Source organism: Burkholderia sp. MR1-5-21 (assembly GCF_053427715.1).
On the sequence record NZ_JBSAXD010000003.1, the window covers coordinates 220,504 to 240,806 of the forward strand.

15 protein-coding genes, 1 tRNA gene and 1 pseudogene are annotated in these 20,303 nt (G+C 63.1%); 11 read left to right on the forward strand and 6 right to left on the reverse strand.

Features of this window, described 5'->3' with window-relative positions:
- Position 1: 1 nt before the first annotated feature.
- The gene (locus tag ACV229_RS05595) at positions 2-757 is read right to left on the reverse strand and encodes a hypothetical protein (protein ID WP_448082122.1); all 756 of its coding nucleotides are present in this window, start codon (positions 755-757) and stop codon (positions 2-4) included.
- 186 nt (positions 758-943) lie between these two features.
- Complete coding sequence (locus tag ACV229_RS05600; RefSeq protein WP_448082123.1) at positions 944-1,075, reverse strand: hypothetical protein; 132 nt, start codon at positions 1,073-1,075, stop codon at positions 944-946.
- Between the two features lie 873 nt (positions 1,076-1,948).
- Here ACV229_RS05600 and wecB point away from each other — a divergent pair.
- Positions 1,949-3,163 carry a non-hydrolyzing UDP-N-acetylglucosamine 2-epimerase gene (wecB, locus tag ACV229_RS05605; RefSeq protein ID WP_448082124.1) on the forward strand — a complete coding sequence of 405 codons (1,215 nt, stop codon included), beginning with the start codon at positions 1,949-1,951 and terminating at the stop codon, positions 3,161-3,163.
- 101 nt (positions 3,164-3,264) lie between these two features.
- Here wecB and ACV229_RS05610 read toward each other — a convergent pair.
- A tRNA-Val gene (locus ACV229_RS05610) sits at positions 3,265-3,341 on the reverse strand.
- Between the two features lie 727 nt (positions 3,342-4,068).
- On the opposite strand from ACV229_RS05610, the gene tssI reads away from it, so the two are divergent.
- The 10 genes and pseudogenes from tssI (at position 4,069) to ACV229_RS05660 (ending at position 16,279) form a co-directional block, all read left to right on the forward strand.
- Positions 4,069-7,239 (forward strand): type VI secretion system tip protein TssI/VgrG, encoded by a 3,171-nt coding sequence (tssI, locus tag ACV229_RS05615; protein ID WP_448082125.1) that lies wholly within the window; start codon positions 4,069-4,071, stop codon positions 7,237-7,239.
- Between the two features lie 51 nt (positions 7,240-7,290).
- Positions 7,291-11,988 (forward strand): RHS repeat-associated core domain-containing protein, encoded by a 4,698-nt coding sequence (locus ACV229_RS05620; RefSeq protein ID WP_448082126.1) that lies wholly within the window; start codon positions 7,291-7,293, stop codon positions 11,986-11,988.
- Positions 11,985-12,335, forward strand: coding sequence for a DUF7716 domain-containing protein (locus ACV229_RS05625; RefSeq protein WP_448082127.1), 351 nt, complete (start codon positions 11,985-11,987; stop codon positions 12,333-12,335). Before ACV229_RS05620 ends, ACV229_RS05625 begins: the two co-directional genes overlap by 4 nt.
- A 42-nt stretch (positions 12,336-12,377) precedes the next feature.
- A pseudogene (locus tag ACV229_RS05630) lies at positions 12,378-12,968 on the forward strand (DUF4329 domain-containing protein); the annotation flags it as partial.
- The gene (locus ACV229_RS05635) at positions 12,965-13,330 is read left to right on the forward strand and encodes a hypothetical protein (protein WP_448082128.1); all 366 of its coding nucleotides are present in this window, start codon (positions 12,965-12,967) and stop codon (positions 13,328-13,330) included. The pseudogene ACV229_RS05630 and the gene ACV229_RS05635, both read left to right, overlap by 4 nt.
- A 24-nt stretch (positions 13,331-13,354) precedes the next feature.
- A complete protein-coding gene (locus ACV229_RS05640; protein WP_448082129.1) occupies positions 13,355-13,636 on the forward strand; it encodes a hypothetical protein in 282 nt (93 codons plus the stop codon).
- A 309-nt stretch (positions 13,637-13,945) separates the two neighbouring features.
- Complete coding sequence (locus ACV229_RS05645; RefSeq protein ID WP_448082130.1) at positions 13,946-14,239, forward strand: hypothetical protein; 294 nt, start codon at positions 13,946-13,948, stop codon at positions 14,237-14,239.
- A gap of 63 nt (positions 14,240-14,302) precedes the next feature.
- Positions 14,303-14,572 carry a hypothetical protein gene (locus ACV229_RS05650; RefSeq protein WP_448082131.1) on the forward strand — a complete coding sequence of 90 codons (270 nt, stop codon included), beginning with the start codon at positions 14,303-14,305 and terminating at the stop codon, positions 14,570-14,572.
- Positions 14,573-14,619: 47 nt separating this feature from the next.
- Positions 14,620-15,099: a GNAT family N-acetyltransferase gene (locus ACV229_RS05655; protein ID WP_448082132.1), complete on the forward strand. Its 480-nt coding sequence runs from the start codon at positions 14,620-14,622 to the stop codon at positions 15,097-15,099.
- A gap of 268 nt (positions 15,100-15,367) precedes the next feature.
- On the forward strand, positions 15,368-16,279 hold the full coding sequence (locus ACV229_RS05660) for a proline dehydrogenase family protein (protein WP_448082133.1): 912 nt from the start codon (positions 15,368-15,370) through the stop codon (positions 16,277-16,279).
- Positions 16,280-16,603: 324 nt separating this feature from the next.
- On the opposite strand, the gene ACV229_RS05665 is transcribed toward ACV229_RS05660, so the two are convergent.
- The 3 genes from ACV229_RS05665 to ACV229_RS05675 all read right to left on the reverse strand — a co-directional run bounded on the left by ACV229_RS05665 (position 16,604) and on the right by ACV229_RS05675 (position 20,261).
- Positions 16,604-18,088 (reverse strand): hypothetical protein, encoded by a 1,485-nt coding sequence (locus tag ACV229_RS05665; protein WP_448082134.1) that lies wholly within the window; start codon positions 18,086-18,088, stop codon positions 16,604-16,606.
- A gap of 905 nt (positions 18,089-18,993) precedes the next feature.
- Positions 18,994-19,749, reverse strand: a complete 756-nt coding sequence (locus tag ACV229_RS05670) for an anti-sigma factor family protein (RefSeq protein ID WP_448082135.1) — start codon at positions 19,747-19,749, stop codon at positions 18,994-18,996.
- Positions 19,746-20,261 (reverse strand): sigma-70 family RNA polymerase sigma factor, encoded by a 516-nt coding sequence (locus tag ACV229_RS05675; protein WP_448082136.1) that lies wholly within the window; start codon positions 20,259-20,261, stop codon positions 19,746-19,748. Before ACV229_RS05675 ends, ACV229_RS05670 begins: the two co-directional genes overlap by 4 nt.
- Positions 20,262-20,303: the final 42 nt, after the last annotated feature.

Consider the following 20,303-nt stretch of genomic DNA (forward strand, 5'->3'; position numbering starts at 1 on the left):
GTTACCTCCAGTGACATGCCCGGTGCCATGCGCAGGAACGGCCGGCGCGCGGGCGGGACGATTCGGAATGACGGCCGCGGCCATCGTGATGCTGGCGTACGGCGGCGCGACGCAGCCGCACGGCGCGCGTGAACGAGCCGGCCGGGATGCCGGCCGCCGCGCACGGCGATGGGGGCAGCGCCGGATACTGCGATACCAGGTGCGCAAGCGCCCGGCACGGCGCCGGCCGGTTCGGCGTGCCGCGTGACCCGCGCGGGCGATCGATGCGGGTGCGGCCGCACGCGTGCGATGCGTGCAATTGCGCGCGACGGCAACCGGCCGGAATACGCGGCGCGACGCGATGCGGGACGGCGCAACTCGACGGGCCGGCGGTGCGGCGAAGCGGCGAGGGCGCGTCGCCTGCCTGACGGTCGTCGGCCACGCGCGGCGTGGACGGGTCGGACAGCATCGCAATGGCGCGTCGGGCCGCCGGAACGCCGGTGCGTGGCGGTCGATCTCGGAGCAGTGCGCCGGATGCGGCGTCTGGCCCAGGCTGACGAAGCGGCAACGGGCCGCGTGAATCGGCGCGCCGAACAGGGCAAGGGGGCCGGCTGCGCCCGATACGCGTGCAGCCCGGCATCATCGTCGGCCACAGCGAGAACGGGACCGCGGCGTATGACCGGAGCGACAGCGCCGCATCGTACGCGGCCAGCGCGCAGGCAAGCGCGAGCAGCAGCACGTCTTCGACGCAGTCCGACACCGCCCGCCAGTCCGTCATCGTTCGTCCCCGCGTCTGCGCCCGGGGGGACGGTCGCAGGCAGACAGGATGCAAAAGGAGCCGGCGGAGCGTGCATCGATGTGCGGCGCCGCTGTCCGCCAGCGGCACCGCCGATGCCGATCCCTCGCGCCGTATCCCGGCCTCGTTTCAGTTGCCGTCACCGTCCTGCTGTTACCGGCGTGTCGTTCACGCATCGCGGACGGCGTTCACCTCGATCGAAGCAAGGGTCGAGCCACCGGTCGGCGCGGCCCGTCCGGCAAGGTGGATGGCCGTCGCGAACGGCGGCCGGGCGGGGCGTTCGGCGGTTTTTTGATTCATCGACGTATCAGCCGTCGGCGGGTGGTGCGGGGCGTGTCGGACGCCGCGCGGCGCGGCCCTGACGCGCATCGCGGGCGACCCGGAACCGACCTTTCGCGGTGCAGTATGCGCGGGGGAAGGTGTCTGGCGGTTCGATTTCCGCCTGCTCGCGGCTCACCGATAGCGGCCCGAAGAACGGCGACGGACGCTCGTTTCACGAACGCAACATTTCAGCGCAGCGGGTCGCGACGGTTGCACCGCGTGCGCGTGCTTCGGGAATATCCGCATGCGCACACAATCGTCGGCAACGTGCTTGCCATGTCGAACGCCGACGCCTGAATGCCGTATCGACATGCGCCGACGAGGGTGGGCAGCCCGTCGTTTCGGTTCGTGTCCTGCTTGATTCGTGATCCAGCGAAAACCGGCCCGACCGCATGCCGCCACCGACGAACCTCACGCGAGCTCGCCGCGCCGAATCCCGTATCACGTGTGAAACATTCCGGTGGGGCCTGGCGGGCCGTCGCGCGCACGATGTGCCGCACTGGCCGGACATGTCGCGGCTGGTTTGAAATATGCAGCACTCCGGATGCCGACATGCGTGCACGCAGAAGCGGCAGACGAACAGATTCGGCCGGGGAGACCAGCGGTTTGAAGAGGTACGACAGATGACATGACTTGCCACTCGCAACGAGATGGCGGGTACGAGGACGCTTCGCCGGCGCATGCCCCCACGACGAAACATCCCCGGCCTTCACGCAGTGCGGCCGAATGCCTGCCGGTGCGGATCGGCCCGGCGGCTCGCGGCCGTGTTGCGCCGCCCATCCCCCGTGCATGCGCGCGGGGCTGCCTCGCGCGCCTGGACGAACGGAATCAGGGAGCGATTCGAGGTTCGACATGCGGAAATTCTTGTTTGTGTTCGGCACGCGCCAGGAGGCGGTCGGGATGGCGCCGCTCGTGCGCGCGCTGAGGGCCCACGGCAACATCGATGCGAAGGTGTGCGTGACCGTGCGACGCCGTGAGACGTTCGACCCGCTGCTCACGCTGTTCGACATCACGCCCGACTACGCGCTCAACCTGACGGACGCGGGCCACGGGCAGGCGGACGCGACGTCCGGCCTGCTGAATGCGGTTGGCGGGCTGCTGGACCGTCTGCATCCGGATACCGTGGTGGTCTATGGCGATACGATCACGACGCTGATGGTCAGCCTCGCCGCGTTCTACCGGTATCTGCCGGTCGCGCATGTCGAGGCCGGCCTGCGCAGCGGCGATATCTGGTCGCCGTGGCCCGAGGAGCTGAACCGCCGCATCACCGATGCGGTATCGACGTGGCATTTCGCGCCGACCGAGCGCGCGCGGCGCAACCTGTTCAGCGAGGGGGTGCCGGCCGACAGCGTCGTGCTGAGCGGCGACACGCTGATCGACGCGTTGCAGGGCGTGCGGCGCATCCTCGAACGCGACGACGCGTTCGCCCGCACGATCGTCGAGCGTTATCCGTTTGTCGCCGGCAACGGCCGCATCGTGCTGATGTCCGGCCACCGCTTCTACAGCGGCGACGTGCGCGCGTGCTTCGGACATGCGCTGCGCCTCCTCGCGAACCATCATCGCGACGTGCAGTTCGTCTATGCGCTGCACGGCGAATCGGCCGTCGACGAGCCGATGCGTGCGTTGCTCGAGGGCATTGCGAACCTGCACGTGATCGAGCCGCCGGCGTATCTGTCGTTCGTGTTCCTGATGTCGCGCGCGCACTTCATCATCACCGACTCGTGCGGGATCCAGGAAGAGGCGCCGGCGCTCGGCAAGCCGGTGCTCGTCACGCGCGACACGTGCGAGCGCCCGGAGGCGGTTCAGGCCGGCAACGTGCGGCTCGTCGGGATGGACGCGGAGCGCCTCGTGGACGCAGCGTCGCGCCTGATTACCAGCGACAGCGCGTACGGCGAGATGGCGCATGCGAGCAATCCGTACGGCGACGGCCATGCGTGCGAGCGGATCGTGCCCGCACTGCTGAGCCGGCGGCACGGGTTGCCGAACGTCGTGAACTTCGGGATGGGTGCGGGGGAGATGCCGTATAACGCGCTGGCGCTGGGACTGCATGCGCTGCGTTCGGCCTGAAAAGAAAAACGCCGCGCGGTTTTGCCGCGCGGCGTTAGTTCTGTTGGCGAGCCGCTTTGCCTTTGGGCAATGCGCGCTGCCGGACCCCTTCGATTGTTCGTTGGTAGGCTCGATTGGATTCGAACCAACGACCCCCACCATGTCAAGGTGGTGCTCTAACCAACTGAGCTACGAGCCTAAGAAGCCGCGAATTATAGAGAGGGTCGGTGCGGAGCACAAGCGTTTTGGTGAAAATTTTTTGAATCGGGGTGCGGGGCGAGGTGGGGACGCGGTGCGCGGGCGAGGGGGCGCGACGTGCTGTGATGCACAGCGTAGCGCTTCCTTGCCCCGAGGTTATCCACATGCGCTTCTGGATAACCGCTTCGCAAGCCTCTGGATTCACAGTGGAACGATTGAGGATATCTGTGACATCTGTGAATCGGCTCAAAAGTTGTTCTGTGCTCCACAGAACTTTGCACGCGAGTCGCGTGCGGTTATGAATTCCGCATCGCGTTGATTCTTCGGGGTGTTTCGGCAGTTATCCACAGCTTGGCGCGTGGCTTGTTAACTATCACTACGTATATATACAGAACAAGTCAAAACCGTTGGATAAGCACAGGGCGGCGACTGTGATCCGTGCGCAAGGGAAGCGGAACGCTGTGGTCTGGCAGCGGGTGCAGCGATCGCCTGACACTGGAATAATTTCGAGGACATGCTGCAGCTCGCGCAATCAAGGTCGCCGATGGCCGACGCGCCAGCGGGGAACACGGCATGCCGACGCCACGGACACATCCTTTCACGGCATCAGATAAATCCTGCCGCCGATACACAGTGCTTTACCTTACTGCCCTGATTCAACTGTAGAATTTCGCGCGAGAGCGCACCAGACACCATCCGAGGGTGCTGAAATAAAAAAGGGCCGTAATATGAACATGCCGGACATAGCCGCTGCGATTCGTGGCGGCCTGATTCAGCAGGACCGTTTACTGAAGCTCGCAACCCCGCTCGGCGAGAACGCACTCGCCGTCCAGCGGGCCGTGGGGCGATCGCGAATCGGGCGAGACTATTCATTCACGCTCGACGTCATGTCGACGGATGGCGGTCTCGAACTCAAGAAGCTGATCGCCCAGCCTGCGACGCTCTGGATTCAGCAGGCAGACAAGTCGTACCGGCCCGTGAGCGGCTTCATCTACACCGTGCGCCGGCTGGGCGCGAACGGTGGCGTGACGACCTACCAGCTCGAACTGCGCACGTGGATGCACGTGCTCCGGTTTCGCCGCGACCAGAAGATCTGGATCGACAGGCACGTCGACGAGATCATCTCCGACGTGCTGGACATGCACCCCGAAGCGCGGGGCCGATTCCGTTTCTCGCTGTCGACACCGCTGCCGAGCCGCTCGTATACGCGGCAGAGCGAGACGGACTGGAATTTCGTGCACCGGCTGATGGAAAGCGAGGGGCTGTTCGCCTGCTGGGAGCAGGCGGGTGACGGCACGTCGCATACGCTCGTGATCACCGACAACCTGCAGTCGTTCGCACCGTTGTCGCCGGAGTCGGTGCGCTTCTATCGCGGGGGCACCGCGAGCGAGACGGACGCGTTCACGCAATGGTCGGGAACGCGCACGCTGCAGAGCGTGACGCTGTCGACCCGGACGTTCGACTACAAGAATCCGTCAGTGTCCACCAACCCGAAAGGCACCAACGTGCCGACGATGTCGGGCCAGGGCGCGTTGCCGGACCAGCTCGAGGTCTACGAGTACACCGGCGCGTACACGTATCTCGACCAGACGCGCGGCGACCATCTGTCGAAGGTCCGGATGGAGGAATGGGAGTCGCAGGCGAAGCGCTTCCACGCCGCAGGCGGCGTGCGCGGCATCGATGCGGGGCGGCGCTTCACGTTTTCGGATCATCCCGCGCACGATCGCGATCCGGCCGACCAGCGCGAGTTCGCGGCGATCGAGGTGGCGTGGTGGATCGAGAACAACCTGCCGGTGTCAGGCGACGGTTCGCATTTCCCGCATGGATTGGGACCCGAGCTCGATCGGATCCGCGCAACGCGTCAGGACGCCCCGGCACTACAGGTGCCGCACGGTGACGGTTCGGTCGGTTTCTATCTTGTCGAGGTCGAGGCGCAGCGCGCGAGCGTGCCGTATCGCAGTCCGTTCGAGCATCACAAGCCGGAGATGCATCTCGAGACGGCGATCGTCGTCGGGCCGCGGGGCGAGGAGGTCTACACGGACGAGCTGAACCGGATTCGCGTGATGTTCGTCTGGGACCGCGTGAACCCGGGCGACGAGAATGCGTCGTGCTGGGTGCGCGTCGTGCAGTCGGACACGGGCGGCGGATACGGCGGCGTACACATTCCGCGCATCGGCGAGGAAGTGCTGATCGACTACATCGGTGGCGATTGCGATCGGCCGCTCGCGGTCGGGCGCGTGTACAACGGCGCGACCAAGCCGCAATGGCATAGCGACGGGATCTTGTCCGGGTTCCGGTCGAAGGAGTATTCGGGCGGCGGCTACAACCAGCTCGTGATGGACGACGCAACTGGCCAGAACCGCGTGCAGCTGATGAGCAGCAGCGCGAACAGCCTGCTGCATCTCGGCTACCTCATCGATCAGAACGGCAATGCGCGCGGGTCGTATCTCGGCAGCGGGTTCGATCTGCGTTCGGATGCGTATGGCGCGGTGCGGGCGAGCCAAGGCCTGTACGTGACGACGCATCCGAAAGCGCCGAACAGCCAGCCGCTCGACGTGAAGGAAACGCAGCAGCAGCTCGTGAACGCAGAGAGCTTGGTCGAGGCAATGTCCGGTGTCAGCGAACAGCATCAGGCGGAAAGCCTGAAGGATGCGCACGACACGATGCGTGCGTTCACCGACGCGACGCAGGACAGCGTGCCGGGCGCTGCGTCGGGCGGACGTACGGCGGGCGGCGGCACCGGCAACGCGAATGCGTTCAAGGAACCGGTGATGCTGTTCGGCAGCCCGTCCGGGATCGGGATGTCGACGCAGCAGTCAGTGCACGTGGTCGCGAACGATCACGTGAACATTGCGAGCGGGCAGAGCGTGCACGTCGCGGCCGGCAAGTCGCTGCTGGCGAGCATCGGGCAGAAGCTGAGCCTGTTCGTGCAGAACGCAGGGATGAAGCTGTTCGCCGCCAAGGGCAAGGTCGAGATCCAGGCGCAGTCGGACAACGTCGAGGTGACCGCGCAGAAAACGGTGAAGGTGATGTCCGCCACGGACCGGATCGAGATCGCGGCCGATCAGGGGATTCTGCTGACGAGCGGCGGTGCATATATCCGGATCCAGGGCGGCAACGTCGAAGTTCATGCGCCCGGGAAGATCGATGTGAAGGGGGCATCGCATACCTTCGCAGGGCCGGCGAGCATGGGGTATCCGTTGCCGAGTCCAAGGCCGGATCAGCCGGGGCAGCTGGAGCTGCTGCACCAGTATGCGAATGGTGAGGGCTTCAAGGGCGGCAAGTTCACGGTGCTGGATGCGAACGGCGGCGTGTTGCGCGAAGGCGCGCTCGATGCAAAGGGGCACACGATCGTGAGCGGTCTGCCGGCTGGTGCCGCGCAGGTTCAGTTCGGCGAGGATCCGCGCAATCAATACGATTCGTCGAGCGTGTTCAAGACGGCGCCGTGGCCGGCGAAGCCAATGCAGGGCGGCGACGCGGCTGCGACGGCGATGTCGCAACTAGGTGGTCTGCTGCCGCCCGGCGCATTGTCGGGCGCGACGAAGCTGGCCGGGATCGCGGGACAGGCCGCGCAAGGCGGCATCGGCCAGGCATTGGGCGGACAGGCGATGGGTCTCGCGCAGGGGGCGCTCGCCAAAGCGCTGCCATCGGGCGCGATGAGCGCGGTGTCGGGCGTGACGCAATTGGCCGGCGTCGCCGGTCAGGTTGCGCAAGGCGGCATCGGGCAGGCGTTGGGCGGTCAGGCGATGCGCGTCGCACAAGGCGCGCTCGCCCAGACATTGCCGTCTGGCGCGAGCGCGGCGCTTGCGCAGGCGAGCCAGCTCGGCGCCGCGGCCAAGCAGGTCGGCGCGCTTGCGCAAGCGGCGCGCAGCGCCGTGCCCGCGCTGAGCATGCTCTGAGGATCCGTTCGCGCGATACGCGACCCCACACTTTCGAACCAAAGAACAGTCATGACCGATTCTTCGAGTGTCATTCTTCCGAAGCCGACCGAGGTATACGTCGCGCCGCTGTTGCAGATCGAAACCGTCGACGTCAATGCCGGCATCATGGCGTGCGACCGCTGGCTGCGCGGCATCAGCCACGATTTCATCACCATCGAGCGGCTCAAGATGGTCGCCAGCTCGTTGCCGGTGGTCGCCAACATCATGGCGGCGGTCGACCTCGTGCTCGATATCAAGGACATGGTCGAGCATGGTCAGAGCGGCCGGAATCCCGATCTGTTCGATTACCTGAACCTCGGCCTCGATCTGATCGGCGTCGTTCCGGTTCCGCCCGGCACGGCCCAGTTCCGCATGGGCATGCGGCCGGTCATGAAGCTGGTGCGGCAGAAGCTCGTGCAGAGCGGCAAGGCAATCGGTGAGGCGTCGTTGCAGGTCATGCAGACAGCGCTGCTGCAGGCGCTGATCGATAGCCTGAGCGAGCAGTTTGCCGGCAAGATCCAGAGCTTCGTCGATGGGGTGAAGAAGGAGCTGAACAGCGTTCTGAAGACCTGCGCCGAGTACATCGAGAAGTTCATGATCGGGTTCGCACACCTGTTCGAGGAAGTCGCGGGAGAGAAGCCGCTCAGCGCCGCGCACAATGTCCGCGCGGCCGAACAGCATGCGGGCCAGATCGCAGCGGGATTCACCGCGCATGATGCGGGCAAGACGTTCACGAGCCTGGGCCACCTGATCGTCGACTTCGTGAAGATCGAGGCGAAGGGCGTGATCAATGCCGGCACGCAGGCGGCGAAGGTGCTGGACCTGAAGTATCGCGAACCGCTGCTGACGATGGCCAAGGCGCTGCGCACGATGGTGCCGGTGGTCAAGGAGAAGATTCTGGCGCTGGGCGGTGTCGATGCGGGCAAGATCGGCTGGCTGATCAACCTGGTGCAGGTTGCGATCGAGAAGAAGCGCGACGTGCTGCGTCGCCAGCGCGAGCACAAGACCGGGATCAAGGAACAGGGCACCACGAAAGTTCATCGGCAGGAAGGCGAAGGGCAGAAGGAGACGGTGCGACACACGGAGGAAGCCGCGCATCCGGGGCCGAACGACTGCAAGCTCGGCTGTCCGGCGTCGACACCCAAGGCGGCGACGAAGCGTTCGGTAGGTTTTGCGCTGGGCGACGAGCGCGTCAGTCACCAGGATTTCGTGCTGCCTGGCGTGATGCCGATCGTGTGGCACCGCACCTATCGCTCGTTCTTCGACGCGAACGACGCCCGTGGCGAACTCGGCGCGCGCTGGATCACGTCATTCACGACGCGCATCGACATCCATCCGGCAAAGCTCGTCTATCACGATGCGACAGGCCGAAGCATCGACTATCCGCTGCTCGCCCCCGGTGGCGTGCACGACGACCGCGGTGAAGGCTTGACCTTGTTGCGGCTCGACGAAACGTGGATCACATTGACGCGCGGGCATGAGTTGCTCGAAGCGTACGAGAAGCGCGGCGATGCGTTCCGCCTTGCGTTCATCAAGGATCGGTCCGGCAATCAGGTGACGCTCGATTACGATGCGCAACACCGTCTGCACCGCCTCATCGCGCCGCACGCGATCGTCGCGTTTGCGCATGACGACAAGCACCGCATCATTGAAGCGTCGCATCACGATGCCGATGGAACGCGCATCGGCCTGCTTGCACGTTACGCATACAGCGAGGACAACGATCTGGTCGCGGCGACGGATGGCCATGGCAACCGCCGCGAGTATGCGTATCGCCATCACCTGATTACGCGTTACACGGACCGTACCGGCCGAGGGACGAACCTCGAGTGGAACGGCACCGGACCGAAGGCGAAGTGCGTGCACGAATACGCGGATGACGGCAGCGACGACACGCGCTTCGCGTGGCACCCCGACTTCCGGATGGTGAGCGTGACCGATGCGCTCGGCAACGTGACGCGACATTACTACGACCGGCACGGCTACCCATTCCGGATCGTTCATCCGGATGACGCCGAGGAGTGGATGTATCGCGACGCTCACCACAACCTCGTGCAGCACACGTACCCGGACGGCGGCAACGAACGGATGGCGTACGACGCGCGGGACAACATGGTGCGGCATCAGCGCGTCGACGGTAGCGTGATCGAGATGGAGTACGACGACAAGGATCAGATGATCCGGATCGTCGATCCGCAGGGGCACGCATGGACACGTGAATATGACGACGCGGGCAATGTCGTCGCGGAGACCGATCCGCTCGGCCACAAGACGAAGTACGGCTATAACGCGCAGGGCCTGCCAACGGAAGTGACCGACGCGAAGGGCGGCACGAAGGTCATGTCATACGATCCGGCCGGGCGACTCATTGGCCATACGGATTGTTCGGGCAAAACGACGCAGTGGGCATACGATGCGCAAGGCCGGCTGGTCGAAGCAACGGATGCGATGGGCGGGGCGAGCGCATTCGCTTACGGCGCGAACGGCTGGCTGAGCGAGGTGCGCACGCCAGCCGGTGTCGAGCGTTTCCAGCATGATGCGGAAGGACGTCTGCTGAATTACACCGATCCGGCCAATCGGTCGACGCGATACGGTTACGACGCGGCCGGCAGGATTCATACGCGCAGCGACGCGCTCGGCCAGACGTTGAGTTACGGATACGATCGCCTGGGGCGGCTCGTCAGGCTGACGGATCCGAATCAGGCCAGCTACCAGTTCCACTACGATCCCGTCGGCCGGCTGCTCGAAACGGTCGGATTCGACGGGACGGTCACGCGCTACGCGTACGACGACGAGACGAATCGCCTGTCCACGATCGACGATGCGGGAAAGCTCACGCACGTCGAGTACGACAACGCCGGGCGACTGACGCGCCGCGCACGCGGGGAGGCCGAGGAGCGCTTTGCCTACGACGCGCTTGGCCGGCTGATCGACGGACAGAACGCAACCAGCCGCGTGCAGCACTTTTTCGATCAGGCCGGGAACCTGGTTCGCGAGCATCACGCGTACGATCTGTTCGGGGTGCAGCGCAGCTACGTGTGGCACCACACGTACGACGAACTGGGCAACCGGAACCGAACGATCCGCCCGGACGGCCACGCGATCGACTGGCTGACCTACGGTTCCGGACATGTTCACGGGATGTTGCTCGATGGTGAAGAACGCGTCCAGTTCGAACGGGACGACTTGCACCGCGAAGTGCGGCGCATGCTGCCGAGCAAGCTCGTCCAGAGCACGGCCTACGATCCGTCAGGGCTGGTGCGGAAACAGAGCGTTCAGCACGAGCATGCGCCGGCGCCGTTGAGCGGACGGCACTACCGATATGACGCGGCGGGCCAGCTCACGCATATCGAAGATAGCCGGAATGGGTTGACCGACTACCGATACGATCCCGTCGGAAGATTGCTCGAATCGATCGGCCCCGGCGGGACGGAACGGTTTGCATTCGATCCGGCTGGCAACGTGATCGAGGCGCGGAGGGACGAGCATGCGCGCACGCGCACGTCGTCGAGCCCGGTTCGCCCGGAAAGCTCATTGCCACCGCAGGTATCGAAGGTGCTCGGCAACCTGCTCAAGTCGTACGCGGGGACGCACTTCGACTACGACGCGCAGGGCAATCTTGTCGAGACGCGCTCGGCAGGCGGTTTGCAGCGGTTCGAATGGGATGCGTTCAACCGGCTGGCGTGCGCCCGCACCGAGGCGGCGACGCGCCAGACCGATGCGCGCTATTTCTACGATGCGTTCGGGCGGCGGATTGCGAAGGAAGTCGACGGCGTCGTGACGACGTTCGGCTGGGAAGGCAACGCGTTGGCCTATGAGACCGACGGCGAGCGCAGCACGCACTACCTGTACGAAGCCGGTTCGTTCGTCCCGCTCGCCCAGTATGTGAGCGCGCCTGTCGGCGGCGTGGAGACGCCGCGGCATGACGCCACGGCGCGCTATACGCCCGAGGATGATCCACTGCAGCGTATTCCGAAGCCGGCGGCGCAGGCGCGGCTGTACTACTACCACTGCGACCAGATCGGTACGCCGCAGATGCTGACCGATGAGCTGGGGGACGTGGTGTGGGAGGCCCGCTACAAGGCGTGGGGCGAAGCGCGGGAGGTGATCGAGCGCGTGTCGCGCGCGACGGGGGCGGCGGTACGCAATCCGATCCGGTTCCAGGGGCAGCAGCTGGACGACGAGACCGGCCTTGCCTACAACCGGCACCGGTACTACGCTCCGCAGAGCGGACGGTTCATTTCGAAGGACCCGGTCGGCTTGCAGGGCGGCCTCAATACGTACCAATACGCACCGAACCCGATTGCATGGGTCGATCCGCTGGGCCTCCGGAAGCGCGCTGGATGCCCCGGGAAGTTCCACTCATTCCACGACTTCGACTTGCCGCAAGACAAGCTGTTTGCCAGCGATGGCGTGCAATTCCGGCTGGCTAACAAAGCCTTGATTGAGAGAATGAACACCGATGAAGCTTTCCGTCGAGACATTCTGTCGCGCAACCCGGCGCTACTTGATTGGTCGAAAAAGCAGAAGGATCTTGGAAGTAGCCCACCTGGGATGACGTGGCATCATAACGATGAAGTCGGGAAATTAAATTTGGTGGATCGAAGCGACCACGGCGATAACCACGGTATCTACCATCCAGACGGCACTGGTGGGCGTGATAAATGGGGTGGTGGACAGCTTGGTCGAAAAGGGAAGTTGGACTCTGCTACAGGATGCCCATTATGAACAGCTTCGTTATAAATGCGTTTTACAAGATTGACGATTTGATCAGCCTTGTCAGAGAAAAGAAGGACCGGGACGCTGTTTACATGGTCTATGTACCGAAGGATACCGACGATTTGCGAATCGGCATGGACGTATATGTAGGTGACGTACCGGACTTCGATGATGACGACAACGAGGTATTTCCTGAGTCTGTAATTGCGTTGGGGCTTGAGCAAGGCTATGTGCGGGAGCACTTGCAAGATGTTATCGATTTGGCATACAAGCAGAAGCCAACGGCTTCGACTGAAGAGGTTGTTCGATGCTTGAACCACTACTCTAAGTACGACGATTTCCTAGACTTGTGCTGATCGTTTGTTTGCGGGGCCGCGGGCGCGGCCCCTGTCTTCGCGACGGGGCTGCACTATAACCGGCAACGGTATTACGATCCGTGCAGCGGCCGGTTCGTTAGCAAGGACCCGATCGGGCTGGCCGGCGGGATCAACGTCTATCGGTACGGACCCAATCCGACCGGCTGGATCGATCCGCTCGGGACGACCTGCAAGAACTTCAAGTCAGGCCGGTTCGCGACGCCGGATGGCGCGGCCAAGGCTGCGTTGCTTCGGTATAACGACAAGTCGATTCGGGACAACCTCGAGTATGGCGGGCTGATTTACAGGACGCCGGATGGGCGTTACGACTATACGAAGGCCATCAGAGGTGAAGGTGATGTCGTGAATCCTTGGGATCCGCGTGCCCCGAAACCGCCGAAGTGTGCGCAAGAGGTGGGTTACTGGCACACGCATGGGGACCATACGGATCGACGCGGGAATAGAACAACCAAGGCGCGAGATAGTTACTCCAGTAACGAATTCTCGGATCAGGATCGCGACGTCGCCAAAATGGGGTTGGATGAATATCATGATTGTCGCGGTTATCTTGGGACCCCCAGTGATGGACATAAGGGCTACCAAGCGGCGACAGATACAGATTATCGCCTATGAAATTCTTTTTGATGATTCTCACGTTAACGTTCCCTATGGTTGCCATGAGCGAGTTGAATTTCGGTACGGTCGATAGACATAGCGTCAGTCTCAATACCGCAGCGGTTATCGGTTTGAAGGCGGCGTATGAAGATTTTGCAAAGACCGGGCAAGATCTTGGAAATTTTGAGATCCACATACGCGATATGAAGGCATCTAAAGAAGATGGAGAAGGCGAAGACAATGTCATCTCCGTAACGTTCATGGCGAAATTGATTCCGGGAAAGCGTGGATTGGGCAACGCGAACCGGCTGGGGAAATCGATCAATTACGTCATCTCTCCGGAAAGCGGGGAGATTCTCGGAATATACGGGACCAAATGACCGTGTGATGGCAGTACTCGGGAAATGACGAAAATCCGATCGATCGGTGGATCCCCAATAACTGGGCGCGAACCGTACACGCTGTCTCCCGAGCGTCTCGACGAAGCGACGATTGCGGCTGAGTCCGGCGATATGGCTGCTGCCGAGCGGCTGTATATTCACTACTCGTTCGGTGAATATGATCAAGCCGAAGCCGATCACTGGCGCCTGACCGCCGCCCGTCGTGGCTCTGAGCGAGCGCAGTGCGATCTCGCGGTCGCGCTGATGGATGCGGAACCCCCAGAACTGGACCAGGCTCGAAAATGAGCCGCTGCTGCCGAAGCTTCCGGAAGCACGCGCGGTCATCAGCTCGTATGCAAAATCGACAATCGTTTGGGGCGGACGAGCTGAGACTCGGGTTGATCGAAGGTCGTTCGGTGTGGTCGATGAGCTTGTTCGCGGTTCGGTGCAACGTCATTCCGTCCTCTATTCGACGGGATGACGGTTGTGGATATCCTGCACGGAAAGGTGTCAGAACGCTGTGAGCGACTCGCCCCGGCGCGGTCTGAATTTATGGAAGCCGGGTTTCAATAACTGTTTCCACTACTTGCCATGAACGAGTCATCTTTCGGCACGATGGACAACAACCGCGTCAGGCTCAACACGGCCACGATCGTCGGCCTGCGCTCGGCTTATGAGGATTTCGAAAAGACCGGACAGGACATCAACAACTTCGAGATCACGATATACGAGAGAAAGGCATCGAATGGCGAGGGTGTCGACGGGAAGGATGTCATTGGCGTGACGTTCCTGGCAAAGCTGATTCCCGGAAAGCGAGGGCTCGGCAACGCGAACCGTCTCGGGAAATCGATCAACTACGTCATCTCTCCGGAAAGCGGGGAGATTCTCGGGGTGTACGGGACGAAATGATCGGAAGACGTGTGCCGCTTTGCAAGTGGTCGCTGGCGGCCGAAGCGGCAGGTGATGACCGCGATGACGAGCCTGACGAAGCAACTGGATTCTCTTGATATCGACGCGGTGATGCGGCGCATGCAGCAGCATCCCGGTGACATCGTCCTCGAACAGCGCGTCTCGATACCCGAAGCCGATGTCTTGTGCTGCCGCTACAAAGGCGAGCGGTTTAACGTGAAATTTGATCTCGACTACGGGGTGTTCGTCGACAGAATCGGCGCACTGAACGATGACGACATGGCTGCCATCGTCAGTTGGCTTACCGCTAGACGCGATGGACGGGCTATCTGACAGTGGATCAAAGCGGTCGGACGCGCAAAACGGAACGTGAATCAACGATGAGTCAGAAAATCACCTTGCGCGCCGCATCGCCCGCAGACGCGCCGTTTCTGCTGAAACTTCGCAAGCTCACGATGACCGAGCATCTGCAGCGGGTCGCGTTGCCGACCGACGACGACACGCATTGGCAGCGCATCGGGTCGCACTTCGAGGACGCGAAGGTCATCTGCGACGGGACCGAAAGCATCGGGCTGCTCAAATTGAGTCGGACGGGCAGCGAGTGGCATCTGCATCAGATCCAGGTCATGCCTGCTTATCAGGGCCGAGGCATTGGCAACGTCGTTCTGAACACCGTACTGGCGGAAGCAGGGCGTGAAGATGCGTCGGTTTCGCTGAGTGTCCTTCACGGTAATCCGGCACGTCGCCTCTATGAGCGGCTCGGCTTCAGGCTCGTCGCCGAAACGTCCGTGGACGCGAAGCTGGTCTGGCATGCGCGCGGCGAAGACGACGGGAGCCGTCGATTTCATGAAAGTGCATAGGTGATGCCCGTGCTAAGATCGGCCACCGCGTGGCGCGCTCCTGCGAGCAGGTGCCCCATCTCGCGGCTCTTGACCATCCGAAGCTCACGCTCGATCTGCAATGTACGCAGCTGCCTGGCCTCCTTCGAAACCGCTCTGAATTTCGTCACTGCATTCCAATGCACTGGCGCGACTCTTCGTTCCGGACTCGCCTTAAACGATCCGGCGATGTCGTTCGACCCGACGTAACTCGTCGAGGCTCGCACGGCGGTTTTTTCGTGAGACCAACATGCGTATTCTCAATACGATGGCAGCGCACGCCATTCCGCTCGTTCCCCGTTCGTTGATCCGTAAAATCTCGCGCCGCTATATCGCGGGCGCGACTCTCACCGAAGCGCTCGATTGCGTGCGCTCGCTGCATGCAGCGGGCTACTGCACGACGCTCGACGTGCTCGGTGAAACAGCGTCCTTGCCGGCAGAAGTCGAAGCAATAAAGTGCGAGTATCTGGCCCTGATCGAAGCAATGTGGGCCAACGGTGTACGTGGGGAGCTGTCGATCAAGCCTTCCGCGCTCGGTTTGCTCTTCGACGAAGCCGAATGCAAGCAAAACGTCCTGCGAATCCTCAATGCGGCGGCCATGCGGGGCGTGACGGCTTGCATCGACATGGAGGACGTAACCTGCACGCAAAGGACGCTTGATCTATTCGCGGAAGTGGAAACCTCGGGTGCGGACGTTGGTATTGCCCTACAGGCGTATCTGACGCGCACTTACGACGATGTCGTATCGCTTCAGCATCGGGGGAGCCGGGTACGAATCTGCAAAGGCATCTATGCCGAGGCGGACGTACATCTTGTCGACGGCGCATCGACAGATCGCAGCGCGATCAACAAGCATTTCGTGCGACATGTGTTGAGCACGTTGCAGGCTGGATCGTTCGTCGGCATTGCAACACACGACGAAGCGTTGATCGACTTGTTGATTGCTTTGATTCTGCGCGAGCAGATCGAGCCGAACCGTTTCGAGTTTCAGATGCTGCTCGGTGTGTGTGAGCCGTTGCGAGAGCGCTTGCGTTCAATGGGGTTTCAGGTGCGCGTGTATGTTCCATACGGTCACGATTGGTACGGGTACAGCACTCGGCGGATCAAGGAAAATCCACGCATCGCTGGCTACGTTATTGGCGCATTGTTTAGTGGCGGGTGACCCACCTGCGCTAACTCGTGGTCGGACAGCTTGAGATTCTGCGGCCGTCGTGGATCGGGACCAACGATGGCCGCTTTCTGAACAGCGGTTCGTGCCGACGTTCATGAAGCGGCTCGCGTCATGATTCGGCTTGTGGAAAACCCGCCACCAAATCAATCAAAGCGCTGTGCCGGATAACGCGCGAACGGATGTCGGCGTCAGGCGATTCGCCGTTCGCGAATCGCGTTGTGGACAACCAGCCGCAAAACGAACCGAAAGACTGTGTGAGCACGCGTCCGGCCGCTGTTGCCGGCATCCCGCATTCAGGATACCGGCACCTCATAGTCACTTGCCCAGCGCGTGCGCGCGAATCGTCGACGGTTCGGTCCAGTCGTCCGTCGATGCCGACAGCAGCGATTCGGTGGCCGCATCGATCGCGAGCGGTAGCCCGACATCCTTCACATGCGTCCAGTGCTGGCCGCGGTCGTCCGATGCGTAGTAGACGTCGCCTTCCACATGCATGTTGTCATAGCCGAACGGGTAGACCCAGCGCGGTACCGTGTACGACGACCGGGTCGAGACGACGAGATGCCCGTTGCTGGCCCACAAGTCGCGGATATCGGTGCGCGATGGAAATGGCCAGAACGGATTGGCCGGCGCCGCGAGCGTCTGCCAGCTTAGAGACGACATATCGAAGCGCGCGACGACGTCGGTGTCGCGCGAGCGTTCCATCACCGCGTAGATCTGGCCGTCCGGCGTGTGGACCACGTGATCGAGATTCGCGCCGTCCGTGCGCTTCACCGGACCCATCACCCAGTTCGTCCCTTCGCGCCGCAGTTCGACCTGCGTGAGGATCGCGTACAGGGTCCCGTAGTGGCTGTTGGGCACGCCGTAGTAGAACGACTGCGAGACCCACGCGATCGCGCGATCGTCGCTGACCTGGACGACGAAGCCTTTTGCTTCGTCGAGGTCGCCGCCGACGTCGAATTGCGCATCGGACGGGAAGTGCGACGATGCTTCGTCGCGGCTCAGTATCAGCGGCCCGCTCGGCTTGATCGTCTGCACGGTTTCACCGCCGTCGGGCGAATAGTAGAGCTGCATCGCACCCTGCAGCGCGTCGCCGCCGGCCTTGACCGCGGCGGGCAGCAGCGACAGCTTGCCGACATTGCTCCATGCCCATGCTTCGCGGCCCTTGTAGAAGGACGGCTGCAACTCGCTTGCCTGCCATGCGGCGTCAACGAAGAAGCCGTTCTTCATCCACGTCCAGTGAGCGCCCTGGTCGTCGGTGCGGAACACGACCGTCTGCGGCGTGCGCGCGTTCGCATCGTCGCGTGCCGGCTTGACGGGGTTGTCGGCGTTCGTCAGCAGGTACGCGGTTGAGCCATCCGGCGTCGCGTGGAGGCACGCGATGTCCTGCACGACGGCGACCGGCCGGATCGTGCCCGACGCGTCGAGCTTCGATACCAGCGTCGACCAGTGCGTGTCCTTCGGCAGGTAGGCGGCAAACGACGAATCGTCAGACGCGCTCACGTTCTGCTTCACGGGCGGCAGCAGCGTTTCGAGCGAGAGCGCCGATGCGCCGGCTTTCCACGTTGGGACTGCGTGATCGTCGTCCTGGTAGGTCAGCAGCCAGGTCGCGAGCGGTGTGCGCACCATCGGTGCGCAGAAGTCGGGGAAGCGGCCTTCGATCGTGTTCGTGCTCAGCGGCTTGTCCGGCAGCGACGTGCCGCCCCAGCCGTTCGCGCCGCGCATGATCATCAGGAGCCAGGCGAGCGCGGCCAGCGTAACGAACCAGAGAAAGGCCAACAGGAGGGTTTTCGGCTTCGACATCGGTGCGGAGTCTCTCAGGGTGCGTGTTTTTGTTGCGTCAGAGGATACCGTATCCGGTTGACGGTGCTGGCGGGTTTGGATGGGACGCCGTCAGCGCTCGGCGCAGCGATCGACGTGTGGACAATCGACCTCGAAAGCAGTCGGAAACGCTGTGTGTGGTATCGTGCGCGGCCGCGCGCATCCGGCAAGCGACGCGCATTCTACGGTGCGATCGAGCGGGAGCAGGTGTCTGCGTGGCTGGCGATGCCGGATTTATTCTCGTGGAAGCCTCGCAAATTCAAGCGCGGGCGGCCGACTGAGTTGTTGGTTTAATTGTGGATAACCGGTCGACAAACTAACTCGAAACGCTGTGAATCGGAATGGTGAGGGTCGATGATTGCGGGTGAACGCATCGCGTCAATCGCCCGTCACACGGGCGTTTCGCGCAGATGGGCAGGGCGTTTCGACTGAAACCAATCGCTTGGTCAGGGTGTTGAGTATGTTGTGGATATCCCGTTCTCGAAACCACTCGAATTGCTGTGTATCTCGAAGGTGAGGGTGAGTGACTTTGTTTGAATGCATCGAGTCACTGCGTCCATTGTGGATATCCGATATCCAAAACAACTCGAAACGCTGTGCTTTTTGATGGTGAGGGTACGCGCCTCGGTTGAGGATGCTGGATCGTCGCTGCCGTTGTGGATATCTGATTCCAAACGGACTCAAAAACCTGTGCACTTCAAAGGTGAGACTGACGGCCTTGATTGAGGGCATCGCACCATCGTTTTGCTTGTGGATATCCGCCCCTCAAGCGACTCGAAACACTGTGCAATCGAAAGGTGAGCGATCGCCGCTCCGGCCCAGCCCACGGCCTTCTCCGGCGATTAAGCGGTCGCGTCGGGCCGCAGGCGGCAAACGCGGCGCGCCGCTCAAGTCTGCTCGTCGAGCGCCCGCGCGACGGCCTTCTCGCCGAGGCTATCCGCCTTACCCACCACCGCATAATTAAGCCCGTGCAGCGACCCATACCGCGCGAGCAGCTCACCGTCGACACGCTTGCCGGCCGCGAGCAGCCGATGCGCGGATTCAGGCGGCCGCACGTAGAAGCTCAGCGTGCGTCCCGCATCGTCTTCATACAGCACCATCGCCGCCGCGCCACGCTCCGTCGCGAACAGGCGCCCGCCAACCGGCCGGAAGCCCGCCGTGCTCAGATCCGGCAGCTTCGCACCCGGACCGACGCCCTTGGTGAGCCACGTCTGCAACTCGCCCGCACTCGTCGGCGTGACATCCACCCGCGCGCTGCGATCGACCACCATCAGCTTGTACGCCTCGACCGCATCGCTCATCGGTGCGGCGGCCGCCGGCGCGTTCCATCCACGCGCCTGCCAGCCGCCGAACGTGCCGAGGCTGACGCAGAGCACGAAGGACGCGGCCATCGCGAACCGCACCCGTGTGCGTTCGTTGCGGCGCGCGCGGATGGCCGCCGGATCGAGCGCAGGGTTGTCGTAAGGCGGCGGGACGCTCGCGAGCGCGGCGCGCAGCCGCTGCGCGTCCTGTTGCCAGCGCCGCACCTGTTCGGCGCGTTCGGGATGCATTGCGAGATAAAGCTCGACCGTGGCGCGCGCGTCGTCGTCGAGCTGGCCGTCGACGTAGGCGTGGAGGTCGTGTTCGTCGGGTGGGATGTTCATTTCATCAGCCGAAGTGAAGGGGCGGGGATTTCGCCGTCGCTCAGCTGGCGCAGCGCCTGGCGCGCGCGGGAGAGCCGCGACATCACGGTGCCGATCGGCACGTCGAGCAGATCGGCGACTTCCTGGTAGCTGAAGCCCTCGACCGCGACGAGCAGCAGCAGGCTGCGCTGCTCGTCGGACAGGCGGCCGAACGCTTCGAGCGTCGCGCGCGCGGCGAACTCGCGTTCGGCGGACGGCCAGTGCGGCTCGTCGGGTTCCTGCAGGCGGCCGAGCAGCCATGCGTAGCGTTTCGCGCTGCGTTTGGTGTCGAGGAAGCGCCGGTACAGGATCGTGAAGAGCCAGCTGCGCAGCGACGTGTCGTCGCGGCGGCTCGACCAGCGCGACAGCGCGCGCTCGAGCGCCGACTGGACGAGATCGTCGGCCGCGTGGACGTCGCGGGTCAGCCAGAGCGCGAAGCGGCGCAGCCGCGGGAGCAGTTCGCGCAATTGGTCGTCTAGGTCGGTCGGGCGCATGGCGGGTCAGATGCCGAGGCGGCGTGGGTTCATCGCGTAGGA

Coding starts and splice junctions, on each gene's coding strand:
- ACV229_RS05665 (WP_448082134.1), bottom strand. CDS start 18,088: ATGTCGAAGCCGAAAACCCTCCTGTTGGCCTTTCTCTGGTTCGTTACG.
- wecB (WP_448082124.1), top strand. CDS start 1,949: ATGCGGAAATTCTTGTTTGTGTTCGGCACGCGCCAGGAGGCGGTCGGG.
- ACV229_RS05625 (WP_448082127.1), top strand. CDS start 11,985: ATGAACAGCTTCGTTATAAATGCGTTTTACAAGATTGACGATTTGATC.
- ACV229_RS05650 (WP_448082131.1), top strand. CDS start 14,303: ATGACGAGCCTGACGAAGCAACTGGATTCTCTTGATATCGACGCGGTG.
- ACV229_RS05655 (WP_448082132.1), top strand. CDS start 14,620: ATGAGTCAGAAAATCACCTTGCGCGCCGCATCGCCCGCAGACGCGCCG.
- ACV229_RS05595 (WP_448082122.1), bottom strand. CDS start 757: ATGACGGACTGGCGGGCGGTGTCGGACTGCGTCGAAGACGTGCTGCTG.
- ACV229_RS05670 (WP_448082135.1), bottom strand. CDS start 19,749: ATGAACATCCCACCCGACGAACACGACCTCCACGCCTACGTCGACGGC.
- ACV229_RS05600 (WP_448082123.1), bottom strand. CDS start 1,075: ATGAATCAAAAAACCGCCGAACGCCCCGCCCGGCCGCCGTTCGCGACG.
- ACV229_RS05620 (WP_448082126.1), top strand. CDS start 7,291: ATGACCGATTCTTCGAGTGTCATTCTTCCGAAGCCGACCGAGGTATAC.
- tssI (WP_448082125.1), top strand. CDS start 4,069: ATGAACATGCCGGACATAGCCGCTGCGATTCGTGGCGGCCTGATTCAG.
- ACV229_RS05635 (WP_448082128.1), top strand. CDS start 12,965: ATGAAATTCTTTTTGATGATTCTCACGTTAACGTTCCCTATGGTTGCC.
- ACV229_RS05660 (WP_448082133.1), top strand. CDS start 15,368: ATGCGTATTCTCAATACGATGGCAGCGCACGCCATTCCGCTCGTTCCC.
- ACV229_RS05640 (WP_448082129.1), top strand. CDS start 13,355: ATGACGAAAATCCGATCGATCGGTGGATCCCCAATAACTGGGCGCGAA.
- ACV229_RS05645 (WP_448082130.1), top strand. CDS start 13,946: ATGGACAACAACCGCGTCAGGCTCAACACGGCCACGATCGTCGGCCTG.
- ACV229_RS05675 (WP_448082136.1), bottom strand. CDS start 20,261: ATGCGCCCGACCGACCTAGACGACCAATTGCGCGAACTGCTCCCGCGG.